The following is a 14895-nucleotide window of genomic DNA, read 5'->3' as shown; positions in this document are numbered from 1 at the left end:
AAATCAACCGTTTGGGTTCGGGATGCGGGTCTTCTTGAAGATAAAAAAATACCCAGATTAAACCCGGCAAAATTCCCAAAAGTATCGCTAGGTAAGTCATATTAACTCCGATTTGAAATCATTAATAATTTTTCTTTTTTTAAAGGAAGTTTCTGATAGATCTCCTCAGTGATAAAAGGCATAAAAGGATGAAGCATTTTCAGGGAAGACGAAAGAACGAATAAAAGAATATTTTTGGTGTTTTTTTCGGTTTTGGAATCGGCGATCTGAGATTTGGATTTTTCAATATAAACATCGCAGAATTGGTGCCAGAAAAAATCATGGGCTGTTCGCAGGGCATGACCGAACCGGAATTTTTCAATATCGTTTGCCACGGATTTTTGGAAGATTTCTAGCTGTTTGAGAATTTTTTTGTCGGCTGTCGTAAGATTTTTCATCCGCATTAATCCGTTGAAATCAGCATAAATCAGCGAAGGTTTGTTTTCTAAAACAAACCTTGAAGCATTCCAAATTTTATTGCAGAATTTTTTCCCGGCTAAAACCGCAGTTTCGTCCCAACGAATATCCTGGCCGCCCATTGTTTGCCAAATAATTCCGAAGCGGGTGGCGTCAGCGCCGAAATTTTCAATCAAAATCAGCGGGTCAACGCCGGTGCCTAAACTTTTTGACATTCTTTTGCCTTCTTTGTTTAAAATAGTGGGGTGAATGAATGTTTTGACAAAAGGTTCTTGTTTTAAAAATTCCAATCCCGAAAAAATCATTCTGCCTACCCAGAGGTTGATAATATCGCGAGCCGTGACTAAAACCGCGCTTGGATAAAATTTCTTTAAATCTTTCAGGGGGAATTCCGCAAAAGGCCACAGCGCCGAAGAAAACCAGGTGTCCAGCACTTCTTCTGATTGTTTCATTTGGCAGTTTTTACAGAAAGGGCAAATTCTCGGTTTATCAAGCGCTACCGCAAATTTTTCTTTTTCATTTTCACAGAAAAAAACGGGAAGCTGGTGCCCCCACCAGATTTGGCGGGAGATGCACCAATCCTTGATATTTTTCAGCCAGGCAAAATAAGTTTTTTCAAATTTTTGTGGAATGATTTGGTTTTTTTTGGAACGTACGGTTTTTTCGGCAATTTTTGCCAGGTCGGCCATTTTCAAAAACCATTGTTTACTTGGAATCGGTTCAATTTTCGTCTGACAGCGATAACAACGGGCGACATTGTGATTGTAATCTTCTATTTTTTCAATCAGATTTTTATTTTTCAGTTTTTCAATTATTTTTTCCCGGGCTTCGAGTGTTTTCAGCCCCTCAAATTCAGGGCCGGCTAATTTTGTCATTCGTCCTTTCTCGTCAATAATTTTATAAAAAGGCAGATTATGGCGCTGGGCGATTTCGGCGTCTAAAAGATCGTGAGCCGGCGTTACCTTGACCGCGCCGGTGCCAAAATCGGTGTCAATCGCTTTGTCGGCAATAATGGGTATTTCCTTGTTCTGTATTGGCAGAATCACTTTTTGGCCAATGAGGTTTTGATACTTTTTGTCTTGTGGATTGACGGCCACGGCGGCATCGCCGAGCAATGTTTCCGGCCGGGTGGTAGCTACGATAATAAACTCATTTTTTTCCGTGGGATTTTTAAGCGGATATTTTATATGCCATAGATAGCTTTTTTCTTCCTGATGTTCAATTTCTAAATCGGATAAACTGGTTTGACAGCGGGTGCACCAGTTGATTACCCGCTCGCCGCGATAAATCAAACCTTTTTCATGATAATGGATGAAAGTTTTTTTAACCGTTTCGCTGTATTCCGGGTCCATCGTGAAACGAATCCGCGACCAGTCGGCGGAAAGGCCGATTTTTTTAAGCTGGTCCAGAATAATGTTTCCGTATTTTTCCTTCCATTGCCAAACGGCTTCTATGAATTTTTCGCGGCCCAGGTCAAAACGGCTGGTTCCGTTTTTTCTAAGTTCTTTTTCCACGGCGTTTTGAGTGGCGATGCCGGCGTGGTCGGTGCCGGGCAGACAAGCGGCGCTAAAACCCTGCATTCGTTTGAAACGGATTAAAATATCAATAATCGTGGCGTTGAGAGCATGCCCCATATGGAGAGACCCTGTGATATTTGGCGGTGGAAGCAGAATGGTGTAATTTTTTTTCGTTTTGATTTTATCGGGATTGAAATAGCCGCTTTTAAGCCAAAGCTGATAGATTTTCTCTTCGGTTTGTTTGGGGTCGTAGGTTTTTTCCATTTATATTTATTTTAAAGGTTTAAATCGCCTTGAGCAATAAGACGGCGTTTTTTATTTTTTAGATGATTAAAATAAGCGGCCACCGCGGTCATCGCCGCATTATCAGTGGTGAATTCCAAAGACGGGGCGAAAAAATTTAATTTCCTGCCTGCCGGCAGGCAGGTCTTTTTTTGAACTAGTTTCCTGAAAGTTTGACGGAGAGCTTTATTGTTGGCGACGCCGCCGGAAAGCAGAATTGATTGAGCTTTGAATTCTCTGGCGGCGCGGAAAGTTTTGGCCGTTAAAACATCAATGGCGGCTTGCTGGAATGAAGCGGCCACGTTAGCTTTTAGTATGGTTTTGGGGTTTTGGTCGCGGAGATAATATAAGACGGCTGTCTTGAGACCTGAAAAACTGAAATCGTAATTTTTCTGGTCAAGCATCGGTCTGGGAAAATCTATGGAAGTTGAACTTCCATATTTGGCTAATTTTTCCAATTCGGGACCGCCGGGGTATGGCAAATTAAGCAATCGGGCGACTTTATCAAAGGCCTCGCCAGCCGCATCATCCCGGGTTTCGCCGAGTTTTTTATAATGCGTTAAATCTTTCATTAAAAGCAGAATCGTGTGGCCGCCGGAAACAATCAAGGCGATGGCGGGGAATGAGTTATTAAGTTTTTGGTTTTTTAGTTTTTCAGTTAGTAAAAAACTATAGAGGTGCCCTTCAAGATGGTTGACGCCAATAAGCGGCTTATTCCATTTTTTAGCTAAATCTTTGGCAAAACCAATTCCAGCCCAAAGGCAGGGTTCCAGTCCGGGGCCGACAGTTACGGCGATTAAGTCAAAAAAATTATTATTTATTAACGAATTAACGAGTTTAGCGGGTTGATTTTTTAACTCGTGAACTCGTGAACTCGTGAACTTTTTTAATAAAGAATTAAAAAGTATTGGAAGATTTTTGATATGTTCTCTTTTTGCCAAATTAGGCACGACACCTCCAAACGGTTGATGGATTTTTATCTGCGAAGCCACTAAGTTTTTTAAAATTTTAAATCGGGGATTTTTTAACCCACCGTTTGCCTCAATTAAAGCCAAAGCGGTTTCATCGCAGCTGGTTTCAATAGATAGTATTTTCATACGAGCCAATTATAGCCAAAAATTAAGCTTAATTCCACCAAGTTTTTTTTGATGATATACTTGAATTTATATGCATGATTCAAACAAAGCTCATTATATTAAATTTAAATAAAAATATATGGCTCAAATTTTGGTTTTTGGAGACAGTATCGCTTGTGGTGCCGGAGACGAAGAAGGCGGTTGGGTCAACCGGTTGAGGAAATTTTTTGACGAAAGGCCTTTTACCAGCCCTGATTTTTATTGCCTGGTTTATAATTTAGCCGTATCCGGAGATTCCTCGGGTGATTTATTAGAAAGATTTGAATTTGAAACCAAACAAAGATTAAAAGAAAGAGAAGATACTATATTTATTTTTGCCGTTGGGATCAACGATTCTCAATTTATTCATAGCCAAAACAGTTCAAGATGTTCGCCGCCGGAATTCAAAAATAATCTTCAAAAACTTATAAAGCTGGCTGAAAAATTTTCTTCAAAAATTATTTTTGTGGGGTTGACTCCCGTTGATGAAACCAAAACCCTGCCAATTCCTTGGAATACCGATAAATCTTATAAAAATGAATATATACGAGAATATAACGAAATCATAAAATCTGTTTCTGAAGAAAAGAAAATATATTTTATTGAGGTTTTTGACGAATTGATGAATTTGGACTATAAAGACTTATTAGCCGACGGGCTTCATCCGAATTCTAAAGGGCATCAAAAAATTTTTGAGATAGTTAATAATTTTTTGGTAAAAAATAAAATAGTATGACTTGTGAATTTGTCTTGAAGAATATCCCGCAGGCGTCTAAAGATTGGTCTCCGCAAAGCGGAGTTTGGACGCCGAGGGAAAAGAAAATTTTGCCGCTGGAGCAAAATTATTCTGGTTCTGAAAGGCAAATTCACAAGTCATAAACAATCTTTAAATGAAAACAAAACTTTTAGAAATTTTTCCGGGGGCTTTGGCGTGGCTGACTTTGGGGCTTTTGGCATTTTTATCTTTTAAACAGCCGGTCTGGGTGGCGGTTTTCATTATTATTTTTGACTGCTATTGGCTTTGTAAAACCATATTTTTATATTTTCATTTACAAGCCAGTTTCAGGCAGATGCGGGCGAACAAGAAAATAAATTGGATTGATAAACTGACCGACAACCGGCAATCGGCAACCAAAAACTGGCAAAATATTTATCACCTGATAATTTTTCCGATGTATAAAGAGCCCTACGAAGTTATTCGGGAATCTTTTTTGAGTTTGAAAAATGCCAATTATTCAAAGGATAAATTGATTGTTGTTTTGGCCATTGAGCAAATAGCCGGCGCCGCCGGAGAAATAACCGCCCAGAAAATAAAAGGGGAGTTTGAAAAAGATTTTTTTAAATTTTTAATTACTTGTCATCCCGCTAATTTACCAGGAGAAATTGCCGGCAAAGGCGCCAATGAAACTTGGGCGATTAAAGAAGCCAAGAAATTAATAATTGACCCACTGGAAATTCCCTATGAGAATATTCTTGTTTCCGCTTTTGATATTGATACCCAGATCGGTCCCGAATATTTCGGGATTTTGACTTATAAATTTTTAACGGCTGAAAAACCGCAAAATTCTAGTTATCAACCGGTTCCTCTTTTTACCAATAACATTTATCAGGCGCCGGCCTTGGCTCGGCTAATCGCTTTTTCCACCACTTTCTGGATGATGATGCACCAGTCCTGGCCGGAGCGTTTAACCACTTTTTCTTCCCATTCTATGCCTTTCAAGGCGTTGGTTGAAATCGGTTTTTGGCAAACGAACGTGGTTTCGGAGGATTCGCGGATTTTTTGGCAATTTTTTCTTCATTACAAAGGCGATTGGCAGGTGATACCCCTGCTTTATCCGGTTTATATGGATGCCAATGTCACTCCGAGTTTCTGGCGGACGATTAAAAATCTTTACAAACAACAGCGGCGCTGGGCCTGGGGCGTGGAAAATGTTCCTTATATTTTATCGGAATTTTCCGTAAAGAAAATATCTTGGGGACAAAAAATTTATCGGGGTTTCCATTTGATGGAAGATTTTCATTCCTGGGCGACCAATGCTTTGATTATTTTCATTTTCGGCTGGTTGCCGGTTTTAATCGGAGGCGCTAATTTTGACATCTCTCTTCTTTCTTATAATTTGCCCCGGGTGACAAGTTTTATCATGACTTTGGCCAGCATCGGCATCGTCACTTCGGCGGCGTTAGCTCTTTCCCTTTTGCCGCCTAAACCCAAAAAATTTAAATTCCGGCATTATATTTTTTATCTGGCTCAATGGATATTAATGCCCATAACTTTGATTATTATGGGTTCTTTCCCCGCTTTGGAGGCCCAGACGAGATTAATGCTGGGTAAGAAATTTCACTTGGACTTTTGGGCGACGCCTAAAAGTCGTTCAAAGATAACTGGTTGAGTTTTGGCTATTTCAGCTAAAACTTTGCGGTCAAGCTTGATGTTGGCCTTTTTGAGCTGGCTGATGAATTTGCTGTAACTAAGTTCTTTCTGGCGGACCGCGGCGTTAATTTGAACCTGCCAAAGCCGGCGGTAATCTCGCTTTTTTTCTTTGCGGCCGCAAAAAGCGTGGGTCCAGGCGTGGAGCAGGGCTTCTTTGGCGGCTCTTTCTTTAGCTTTCCGGCCCCAGTGAAAGCCCTTGGTGTATTTAAGAATTTTTTCTCTTTTTTTAACGGAAAGAGTTCCTCTTTTGACTCTGGTCATTTTTGGTTTTTATAAATGTTTTTTAATAAATTTATCGCCATGCAGAATACCTCTCGGTTTCTTCCTTCTTTTTATTTGGGTGTTGCTTTTTTTGGCCCGGCAATGTCCCTGGCCCATGGCTTTCCTTATAATTTTTCCTCTTTTAGTTATTCTGATTCTTTTTGATAAACTTTTTCTCATAATAATTATAGTGTTCGCTAAATCGTGATTATTCTTTAATTATTTGAACTACAAATCCTCGGCCGATAAACCTCGGCTCCAGGGTAATCTTGCAGGGGATTTTGATTATTTTAATGAATTCCCGGAGTTTTAAAAGGCCCCAATCCTTGTTTCCTTTTTCCCGGCCTTTTAACAGCAAAAGGATTTCCACTTTATGGCCGGTTTGCAGGAATTTTTCCGCCAATCCGGCTTTGGTCGCTAAATCGTTTTGAGCGGCCCGCGGGCTGATCCTTACTTGTTTCAGCTCAAAAGCGGTTTTCCTTTGGGCCAGCCGCTGTTTTTTAAATTCTTTTTCTTTCTGATACCTGAATTTATCAAAACTGATTATCTGGGCTATAGGCGGTTTGGCGGTTGAGGTAATTTCAATCAAATCCAAACCTCTTTCCTTAGCCAAACCTAAAGCCGCCTCTTTTGTCATTACACCCAAATGGGCGCTGGTCTCATCAATTACTCTCAATTCCAGGGCGGTAATTTGATTGTTGGTGCGGTAGTTAATAGTTATTGATAAATTTTCTTAGTGGAAATGGCGAGAATTGAACTCGCGTCTGACATTAATTTTATAAAATTTCTACAGGTTTAGCCAAATTATTTTTTGTAAGAATTATGAACTTAAATTCGGCGAAATATTCATAATTCTCGGCCGATTTTGTTCAACTAATTTTCTCGGCCGGAAAATCAGCTATAACTTGATTGTTTACACCGCTTTAATCTATCAAGTTTTAATCAAGCGATGCCTGCTTAGGCAAAAGCCAAGGCAGGAGTCAAATTGTTTTTGACAGTTGTTTTTGACCCGATGATTGACAAGGTAACGGGCCGTCCTTAACCTGCTGTTTTATAAAAGTACTGCCATCGAAACAAATCATTCCCTTATTCTTTCCCGGATTTGGCGTTGAGCTTCGCGTTTTTTGATAGTTTCTCTTTTATCAAACTCTTTTTTGCTTTTCGCCAATCCGATTTCTATCTTGATTCTGCGGTTTTTAGTATAGACCTTGAGCGGCACTAAAGTCAAGCCCTTTTCTTTGGTTTTGCCTGAAAGATTGTTTATCTCCGCGGTTTTTAAAAGCAAGCGCCGGGTCCTTCTTTGGTCATAGCCCGCCGGAGTATTTTTCGGCTGGTAAGCCGGAATGTCGGCGTTAAGAAGCCAGAGTTGATTATCTTTGATGACGGCGTAAGAACCGGCCAAATTTATATGTCCGGTTTTTATGGCTTTGACTTCAAACCCCAGCAATTCAATTCCGGCTTCGTAGGCCTCCAGGATTTTATAGTCAAAATAAGCGCGTTTGTTAGTAGAAATAATCATTTGTTTTAAGTATAATTGAATTAATGCTTAAAACAAAAATTACCGACTGTCTCAAAAAAGTTATCAAGGAATCAATGCCGATTGAAATTTTTGTGCCGGAAAACGAAAAATTCGGGCATTATTCCACTAATGTGGCTTTGCAGTTGGCGAAATTACAGGGGAAAAATCCGATGGAGATCGCGGAAGAAATAAACTTAAAACTCAAAGCTCAAAGCTCAAAGCTTTTTGAAAAAATAGAAACTGCGCCGCCGGGATTTATTAATTTTTGGCTGTCAGAAAAAATTTTACAAGACGAACTTGGGGAAATTTTAAAGAAAAACGAAAAATACGGGAGTTCGAAATCGGGCGGGAATAAAAAGATAAACATTGAATTTATTTCGGCTAATCCCACGGGCCCTTTGACTATCGGCAACGGCCGTGGCGGTTTTTGCGGAGATGTTTTGGCTAATGTTTTAAAAAAGGCGGGTTATAAAGTAGCCAGGGAATATTATATTAACGATACCGGCGAACAAATAAAAAAATTAGGACACTCAGTTCTGGGAGATGAGCAGGCGGTTTACAGTGGCGATTATATTGAAAAATTGCGGAAAAAAATTGCGGAAAAAAATCCGGCAAAAGCCGGAGAAAAAGCGGCGAAATTAATTTTAAAAGAAATAATAAAACCGGCGGTTGAAAAAATAGGGATAAAGTTTAATAAATGGTTTTCCGAAAAAAGTTTGTATAAAAGCAAAGCGATTGAAAAAATAATAAATGAGCTTGATGAAAAAAATCTGACATATAGAAAAGAAGGGGCGACTTGGTTTAAATCAACAAAATTCGGCGATGACAAAGACCGGGTATTAATAAAAACAGACGGAGAAAAAGCGTATTTCACTTCAGACATCGCTTATTTGAAAAATAAATTTGAAAGAGATTTTGACAAGTTAATTATTTTTTTAGGAGCGGACCATTACGGTTATATTGGCAGGGTAAAAGCCGCCGCTGAAGCGCTGGGCTATAAAAAAGAAAATCTTGTTTTTATAATAATACAATTAGTCCGGCTGATTAAAGAAGGAAAAGAAGTCAGGATGTCCAAAAGAACCGGTTCTTATATAACAATTGATGAATTAATTGACGAGGTTGGTTTGGACGCAGCCCGATTTTTCTTTTTAATGAGTTCGCCTAATACTCATATGGATTTTGATTTGGATTTGGCTAAAGAACAATCGTCAAAAAATCCGGTTTATTACGTTCAGTACGCGGCGGTAAGATGCGGCAGTGTCATAAAAAAATCCCTGCCTGCCGGCAGGCAGGAAAAATTAAAAGTTGATTTGAGTCTTCTTGACACCCCCGAAGACATAAATTTGATGCGGATAACGGAGAGATTCCCCGAAGTTGTTGAAGAAGCGGCGAAAAACTATAATCCGCAAATTTTGGTCCGTTATTCACTGGATTTAGCGAAAGGGTTTCATAATTTTTATGAAAAAGAAAGAATAATCGGAACAGAAAAAGATTTGTTGTCGGCGCGGCTGGCTCTTTTGAAAGCGACTCAAATTGTTTTTCAGAATTTACTCAATCTTTTAGGGATAAGCTTACCCCGGAGGATGTAGACGACTAGTTTTTTAATTTAGTTGTCCCTACCAAATAATTAACCTAGAAGCTATAATTACTTTATGGTCTCGGCTTTGGTTTATTTCGGCAATCGCTTTGTTTATCGCATCGGCGAATTTTTGCGCCATTGGTATAAAGACGGATTTTTTTTCTTTTTCCGCCGGCTGATTAATTTTTTGGAGCGATTGGACCGCTATTTCGCCTTAAGAGTAACCTTCCGTTATCTTTTTCAGCCCCTTTATCAGAACTATACTTTTGTCGGTTATGTTCTGGGATTTATTTTCCGTGGCGTCAGATTAGCCGCTGGCGGCTTTATCTATCTTTTGATAATTTTGGCCTGGTTTGGTTTGTATTTAACTTGGGCGGCGATTCCCTTGGGTATAATTTATAAAATAATTTTTTAAAATGCTAGAAGTTTATTTCAAAGAACCACGACTTTATTTGAATGTTTTCAGCCGCCGGCTGGTGCGGATAATAATCTGGGTTGAATACATTATTTTAGCCGCTCTGACTTTTGTTTTTTTGTTTTTATTGTCCGGGTCGTCGCATTTCTGGTGGTCGGGCGTTTTCTTGACGCTTTTTTTAGCCAACCTTCTTCTCCGTTTTAATTGGGCTGACCGTTCTTTAAATGAGTTAGGAAGAATCAAGAGGACTATCAAAGTCAAAGCCAATTTAGCTTCTTATTTGGCGCCTTCAACTTATAATCTAATTGAAGACGCTTCCAGCCGGGCTTCTGTAATCGGCGGCGATTTTGACCTCTGGCTTTTGAAAAATTTGCTTGGATGCCGCGATATAAAAGAAGCTCTTCAAAGATTAGAGCTTTCTTTGCCGGAATTTTCCCAAAAACTGGAAGAATATCTTCAGGGGTCGCTGAATGAGCGGCCGGAAGCCAAGATGTTGTTGGGGAAAATAGAAAAATTGGTTTTGAGCGCTTACCAGGAAGCGGTTTTAGCCAACGAAAATTTCATTGAGTCGCGAAATATTTTAGTGGCCTTGTTTCAGGTTGCCCCCGTTAGAAGTTCTCAGGGAATAAAGTCTGATTTAGGTTCTTTGGACAGAAGCATAAAATATAATACTTCTAACGGGGTTGACAGCAGTAGTCTGATCAGGTTTTTCAATTTATTCAATTTATCTCCCGATGATTTAAGGGAGGTTTTGGTTTTCGGCCGCTATCGGCGGTCTTTGCTTAAAAGATTGCCGGCGGCTCTTGGCGGTTTTATACGCCGGCCTTTTTATACCAGGCGGCGGGAAGTGAACCGGGCCTGGACCAGCCGGCCAACGCCTGTTTTGGATAAATTTTCTATTGATTTGACCGAGTTGGCCCGTTCCGAAAAAATCGGCTTTTTAATCGGCCATAAAGAAGAATATGAACGCTTGTTAAACATTCTTTCTCGTCCGGCAAAACCCGCCGCTTTATTGGTGGGCGAGCCCGGCGTAGGTAAGGAAGTGATTGTTAAACGTTTGGCTTATCAGATTGTCAAAGATCGGGTGTCGCCGGCTCTTTTTGATAAGCGTCTGGTTTCTTTGGAGCTTAGTAGTCTGGTCGCCAAGGCTACGCCCGAAGAACTTTCCGGACGATTAAAGCAGATTGTTGACGAGATTATTCAAGCCGGAAACATTATTTTATTCATTCCCAATATTGATAATCTTGTGAAAACTTCCGGAGAATATTTTTTAAGCGCCAGCGATATTTTATTGCCGGCGATTGAATCGGGTTCCTTCCCGGTTATCGGAGCGACTTATCCGCGGGAATATCAGCAATTTATTGAACCACGGACGGATTTAGCGGCGGCTTTTGAAATTATCAGGGTGAATGAAGCCAGTGAGGCTGATTCCGTCAAAATTTTGGTTTATGACGCTTTGATTTTGGAAAATCAGTTTCGGGTAAAAATTAAATTCGGAGCAATCAAGCAGGCGGTCGTGCTGTCTCATCGTTATCTGCGGGCGAAACCTTTGCCGTCAAGCGCCGAAGAGGTTTTAAAAGAAGCTTTGGCCAATGTTCAAAATCAAGGAAGGAAAATTTTGGAGGCCGAAGACGTGATGGCGACTGTGGAGCGCCAGACCAAAATCCCCATTCAAAGAGCTGGGCCTGAAGAAACGGAAAAACTTTTGAATCTTGAAGAATTAATTCATCGGCGGCTGGTTAATCAGGAGGAAGCCGTCAAAGCCGTCAGCCGGGCCTTGCGGGAATATCGGAGCGGTTTGAGCCGCAAAGGCGGACCGATTGCCGCTTTCCTTTTTGTCGGACCGACTGGTGTCGGGAAAACAGAACTTTCAAAAATTTTGGCACAGCTTCAATTCGGTTCGCCGGAATTAATGATTCGTTTTGATATGTCTGAATACCAGGATAAGCAGAGTATTTTCCGGTTCATCGGCTCTCCTGACGGGAAAGTGCCGGGCAATCTAACCGAAGCTGTTAGCCAAAAACCTTACAGTTTGATTCTGTTGGATGAATTTGAAAAAGCGAATCCTGATATTCTTAATTTATTTCTTCAGGTTTTTGACGATGGCCGTTTGACCGATAATTTGGGCCGGACGGTTGATTTTCAGAACACGATTATTATCGCCACCAGCAACGCCCATTCGGAATTTATCAAGACCGAAATTGAGCAGGGTAAAACAATGGACGCGATTGCCGACGCTTTGAAGCAAAAATTAACCGATTATTTCAAACCCGAACTGCTTAACCGTTTTTCTTCCGTTATCGTTTTTCGTTCGCTTAAATTTGAAGAAATTGTTCAAATTGCCAAATTGCAACTTGATGATTTAACAAAAATTCTGGGAGAGAACCAGGGGATTGAACTTAAATTTGAAGATGATGTTATTAAAAAAATTGCCGAATTGGGTTATAGCCCGGTTTTCGGCGCCCGGCCCTTGCGTCAGGTTATCTCCGAGAACATCCGCGGCGTTTTGGCGGAAAAAATCCTTCGCAAGGAAATCAGCCGCGGCAACACCATCCAGGTAACTCTGGCCGGCGAAAATTTAGAATTTAAAGTTTTAAATTAATTTTTTATAATGCTTAAGATTAACAAAATAATAAAAATTTTGATTCTTTCCGATATGGCTTTGCTAACCGGCTTGGGTTTTGTGGCGCCGATTTTCGCTATTTTTTTGACTAACAATATAAAAGGCGGCAATATTGAAGTTGCCGGTTTTGCCGCCGCTGTTTATTGGATTGTTAAGTCATTGATTATTGTGCCTTTTGGGAAATACTTGGATAGAAATCACGGCGAGTATGATGATTTATTGTTTGTGATAATTGGGAATCTTTTTGCCGCCATGGCGGTTTTGGGTTATCTTTTTTCTTCTTTGCCTTGGCATATTTATTTTCTTCAGGCAATTTATGCTCTGGGCATGGGAATGAACATTCCCGGCTATACCGCTATTTTTACCCGTCATATTGATAAAGGAAAAGAGGCTTTTGAATGGAGCGTGAGGTCGGCCTTGGTTGGTTTCGGAGCCGGAATAGCCAGTGCTTTAGGCGGAATCATTGCTTATCGTTTTGGGTTTAATACTCTGTTTATCGGAGTAGGGGTTTTTATTATTTTCAGCGCTTTTTTGCCGCTGGTTATTTTCAAAAATATTTCGCCTAAAGACCGTGCCACTTCTTATTGGCCGCCTTTTAAGAAAGGGAGTGAGTTATGAAGAACCAAGAAATTGCCAAAATATTCTATCAACTCGCCGTTTATTTGGAGATGGAGGGCGTGGATTTTAAACCATACGCTTTTGAAAGAGCGGCTTTTAATTTGGAAAATTTGTCCGAGGACGTTGAAAATATTTATAAACAAGGCGGGATTAAGGCCTTGGAAAAAATTCCCGGAGTGGGCAAAAGCCTCGCCGAAAAAATTAGAGAATATCTGAAAACCGGAAAAATCAAGGAGTATGAAACCTTCAAGAAAAAAATGCCGGTTGACATTGACGAGTTGAGCGCTGTTGAAGGCATTGGCCCGAAGATGATCGGAGATCTATACAAACAACTTAAAATCAAAAATTTAAACGATTTAGAAAAGGCCGCCAAGGCCGGCAAAATCAGAAATTTGCCTAATTTCGGAGAAAAAACAGAAAAAAATATCCTTCAGGGCATAGAATTTCTCAAGAGGACCAAAGGCAGATTTTTATTGGGGGAAATTTTACCGGTTGTCAATGAAATTATTGCCAATTTAAAAAGCTTAAAAGGAGTGAGAAAAATCAGCCCGGCGGGTTCGGTCCGGAGAATGAAAGAAACCGTCGGCGATGTGGATATTTTAATCACCAGTTCCAATCCTAAAAAAGTCATCAGCTATTTCGTTTCCTTGCCGGATATTATTAAAATTTGGGGAGAAGGGCCGACGAAGGCCTCAATCCGTTTGGAAGTGGGGTTTGATGTTGACTTGCGGGTTTTACCGGATAAAGAATTCGGTTCGGCTTTGCAGTATTTCACCGGCTCCAAAGAACATAATATTGCCTTGCGGAAAATCGCCATTGAAAAAGGAATGAAGCTCAATGAATACGGATTGTTTAAAGGCAAAAAATCAATCGCTTCAAAAACCGAAGAAGAAATTTACAAAGCATTAGAGCTTCCTTATTTTGAACCGGAACTGCGGGAAAATACCGGCGAACTGGAAGCGGCTTTAAAAGGAAAACTGCCTAAAGTTATCAGCTACAAAAACATTAAAGGCGATCTTCATGTTCATTCCAATTGGGACGGCGGCGCCGACAGCATTGAAGAAATCAGCCGAGCGGCGCAGGAAATTGGTTATGAATATATCGGCATATCAGACCACACTAAATTTTTACACATTGAGCATGGCTTGGATGAAAAACAATTGCTTCGTCAGCGGAAGGAAATTAACGACCTGAATTCCGTAACCCGCATTCTAAATTCTAATTTTCGGATTTTGCATGGCTGCGAGGCGAATATTATGGCTGACGGCTCAATTGATATTGATGATGAAGTTTTGGCGCAGTTGGATTATGTCATTGCCGGAGTTCATTCCCAGATGAAAATGAGTAAAAGGGGAATGACTGAAAGAATTATTAAGGCGATGAAAAATCCCAATGTTGATATTATTTCTCACCCGACCGGCCGGCTGATTCAGAAACGCGAAGAATATGAAATTGATTTTGATGAAATTTTGAAGATTGCCAAAGAAACCGGCACAATTTTAGAAATTAATTCTTTCCCTGGCCGACTGGATTTGAAAGATATTAATATCAAAAAAGCCGTGGAAGCCGGAGTCAAAATGATTATCAACACCGATGCTCATAATTTAGACCAATTGCGTTTTATGGAGCTGGGCATCAGCCAGGCCCGCCGCGGCTGGGCCGAAAAAAAGGATATCATTAACGCCTGGCCTTTGGAAAAATTATTAAAGTTTTTTAAGAAAAAATAAAACTAATGCGTGAACATTTAACCGAAGCCCTGGTTTTAGATAAAACCGCCGCTAATGAAACCAACTTCACTATTGACCTTTATACCAAAGAATTGGGACGGGTGAAAGCCAGAATCACCAGCGGCCAAAAAATAACTTCCAAACTTTCACCTCATTTGGAGCCGCTGACTTTTTCTTTGGTGCGTTTGGCCGAAAAAAACGGATTCGTGGTGACTGATGCCTTAACTAAAGATAATTTATCTCATTTCCGAAAATCTCCGGTTTCTTTTGCCAAGGGTTTAAAATTTATTTCCGCCATGCGGGAACTTATTTATTCCAAAGAAACAGACCCCAAATTGTGGTTTTGGCTGAA

The 14895-nt window shown here is 40.3% G+C and carries 15 protein-coding genes and 1 other RNA gene; 9 read left to right on the top strand and 7 right to left on the bottom strand.

The features are described 5' to 3' along the window. Positions 1-101: 101 nt before the first annotated feature. Positions 102-2237 (bottom strand): valine--tRNA ligase, encoded by a 2136-nt coding sequence (locus tag Q8N22_00080; protein MDP3052349.1) that lies wholly within the window; start codon positions 2235-2237, stop codon positions 102-104. A gap of 11 nt (positions 2238-2248) precedes the next feature. Further along, positions 2249-3352: a tRNA (adenosine(37)-N6)-threonylcarbamoyltransferase complex transferase subunit TsaD gene (tsaD, locus tag Q8N22_00075; GenBank protein ID MDP3052348.1), complete on the bottom strand. Its 1104-nt coding sequence runs from the start codon at positions 3350-3352 to the stop codon at positions 2249-2251. Positions 3353-3470: 118 nt separating this feature from the next. On the opposite strand from tsaD, the gene Q8N22_00070 reads away from it, so the two are divergent. The 3 genes from Q8N22_00070 to Q8N22_00060 are packed head-to-tail and all read left to right on the top strand — an operon-like array spanning position 3471 to position 5760. Further along, complete coding sequence (locus Q8N22_00070; GenBank protein MDP3052347.1) at positions 3471-4106, top strand: GDSL-type esterase/lipase family protein; 636 nt, start codon at positions 3471-3473, stop codon at positions 4104-4106. Beyond that, on the top strand, positions 4103-4249 hold the full coding sequence (locus Q8N22_00065; GenBank protein MDP3052346.1) for a hypothetical protein: 147 nt from the start codon (positions 4103-4105) through the stop codon (positions 4247-4249). The genes Q8N22_00070 and Q8N22_00065 overlap by 4 nt, the downstream gene beginning before the upstream one ends. 11 nt (positions 4250-4260) lie before the next feature. Then, positions 4261-5760 carry a glycosyltransferase family 2 protein gene (locus tag Q8N22_00060; protein MDP3052345.1) on the top strand — a complete coding sequence of 500 codons (1500 nt, stop codon included), beginning with the start codon at positions 4261-4263 and terminating at the stop codon, positions 5758-5760. Here Q8N22_00060 and rplT read toward each other — a convergent pair. The 5 genes from rplT to smpB form a co-directional block, all read right to left on the bottom strand. Beyond that, entirely contained in the window at positions 5709-6062 is a 354-nt protein-coding gene (gene rplT, locus Q8N22_00055) for a 50S ribosomal protein L20 (protein MDP3052344.1), read from the bottom strand. The genes Q8N22_00060 and rplT overlap by 52 nt on opposite strands. A gap of 9 nt (positions 6063-6071) precedes the next feature. After that, positions 6072-6242 carry a hypothetical protein gene (locus tag Q8N22_00050; GenBank protein MDP3052343.1) on the bottom strand — a complete coding sequence of 57 codons (171 nt, stop codon included), beginning with the start codon at positions 6240-6242 and terminating at the stop codon, positions 6072-6074. Positions 6243-6270: 28 nt separating this feature from the next. After that, positions 6271-6777: a translation initiation factor IF-3 gene (gene infC / locus Q8N22_00045; protein MDP3052342.1), complete on the bottom strand. Its 507-nt coding sequence runs from the start codon at positions 6775-6777 to the stop codon at positions 6271-6273. Positions 6778-6796: 19 nt separating this feature from the next. After that, positions 6797-7148, bottom strand: a transfer-messenger RNA (tmRNA) gene (gene ssrA / locus Q8N22_00040). After that, positions 7141-7581 carry an SsrA-binding protein SmpB gene (gene smpB / locus Q8N22_00035; GenBank protein ID MDP3052341.1) on the bottom strand — a complete coding sequence of 147 codons (441 nt, stop codon included), beginning with the start codon at positions 7579-7581 and terminating at the stop codon, positions 7141-7143. Before smpB ends, ssrA begins: the two co-directional genes overlap by 8 nt. 23 nt (positions 7582-7604) lie before the next feature. On the opposite strand from smpB, the gene argS reads away from it, so the two are divergent. The 6 genes from argS to Q8N22_00005 all read left to right on the top strand — a co-directional run. Then, entirely contained in the window at positions 7605-9170 is a 1566-nt protein-coding gene (gene argS, locus Q8N22_00030; protein MDP3052340.1) for an arginine--tRNA ligase, read from the top strand. Positions 9171-9233: 63 nt separating this feature from the next. Further along, entirely contained in the window at positions 9234-9575 is a 342-nt protein-coding gene (locus Q8N22_00025; protein ID MDP3052339.1) for a hypothetical protein, read from the top strand. A gap of 1 nt (position 9576) precedes the next feature. Beyond that, positions 9577-12177 (top strand): ATP-dependent Clp protease ATP-binding subunit, encoded by a 2601-nt coding sequence (locus Q8N22_00020; GenBank protein ID MDP3052338.1) that lies wholly within the window; start codon positions 9577-9579, stop codon positions 12175-12177. A gap of 9 nt (positions 12178-12186) precedes the next feature. Next, a complete protein-coding gene (locus Q8N22_00015; protein ID MDP3052337.1) occupies positions 12187-12816 on the top strand; it encodes an MFS transporter in 630 nt (209 codons plus the stop codon). Then, positions 12813-14543, top strand: coding sequence for a DNA polymerase/3'-5' exonuclease PolX (gene polX / locus Q8N22_00010; GenBank protein ID MDP3052336.1), 1731 nt, complete (start codon positions 12813-12815; stop codon positions 14541-14543). Before Q8N22_00015 ends, polX begins: the two co-directional genes overlap by 4 nt. A gap of 5 nt (positions 14544-14548) precedes the next feature. Further along, positions 14549-14895, top strand: a 347-nt coding sequence (locus Q8N22_00005; GenBank protein ID MDP3052335.1) for a recombination protein O N-terminal domain-containing protein, incomplete at its 3' end; no start/stop codon positions are given.

The sequence above is a fragment of the bacterium genome, from assembly GCA_030693325.1.
Classification (GTDB): domain Bacteria; phylum Patescibacteriota; class Minisyncoccia; order UBA6257; family MFKM01; genus MFKM01.
This window is presented reverse-complemented; position numbering and strand designations above follow the sequence as displayed.

Bases quoted from the DNA above. Each gene is read 5' to 3' on its own strand.
- Q8N22_00065 (MDP3052346.1), top strand. From the start codon at position 4,103: ATGACTTGTGAATTTGTCTTGAAGAATATCCCGCAGGCGTCTAAAGAT.
- Q8N22_00060 (MDP3052345.1), top strand. From the start codon at position 4,261: ATGAAAACAAAACTTTTAGAAATTTTTCCGGGGGCTTTGGCGTGGCTG.
- Q8N22_00025 (MDP3052339.1), top strand. From the start codon at position 9,234: ATGGTCTCGGCTTTGGTTTATTTCGGCAATCGCTTTGTTTATCGCATC.
- rplT (MDP3052344.1), bottom strand. From the start codon at position 6,062: ATGACCAGAGTCAAAAGAGGAACTCTTTCCGTTAAAAAAAGAGAAAAA.
- smpB (MDP3052341.1), bottom strand. From the start codon at position 7,581: ATGATTATTTCTACTAACAAACGCGCTTATTTTGACTATAAAATCCTG.
- Q8N22_00015 (MDP3052337.1), top strand. From the start codon at position 12,187: ATGCTTAAGATTAACAAAATAATAAAAATTTTGATTCTTTCCGATATG.
- Q8N22_00020 (MDP3052338.1), top strand. From the start codon at position 9,577: ATGCTAGAAGTTTATTTCAAAGAACCACGACTTTATTTGAATGTTTTC.
- Q8N22_00050 (MDP3052343.1), bottom strand. From the start codon at position 6,242: ATGAGAAAAAGTTTATCAAAAAGAATCAGAATAACTAAAAGAGGAAAA.
- argS (MDP3052340.1), top strand. From the start codon at position 7,605: ATGCTTAAAACAAAAATTACCGACTGTCTCAAAAAAGTTATCAAGGAA.
- polX (MDP3052336.1), top strand. From the start codon at position 12,813: ATGAAGAACCAAGAAATTGCCAAAATATTCTATCAACTCGCCGTTTAT.
- Q8N22_00070 (MDP3052347.1), top strand. From the start codon at position 3,471: ATGGCTCAAATTTTGGTTTTTGGAGACAGTATCGCTTGTGGTGCCGGA.
- Q8N22_00080 (MDP3052349.1), bottom strand. From the start codon at position 2,237: ATGGAAAAAACCTACGACCCCAAACAAACCGAAGAGAAAATCTATCAG.
- tsaD (MDP3052348.1), bottom strand. From the start codon at position 3,352: ATGAAAATACTATCTATTGAAACCAGCTGCGATGAAACCGCTTTGGCT.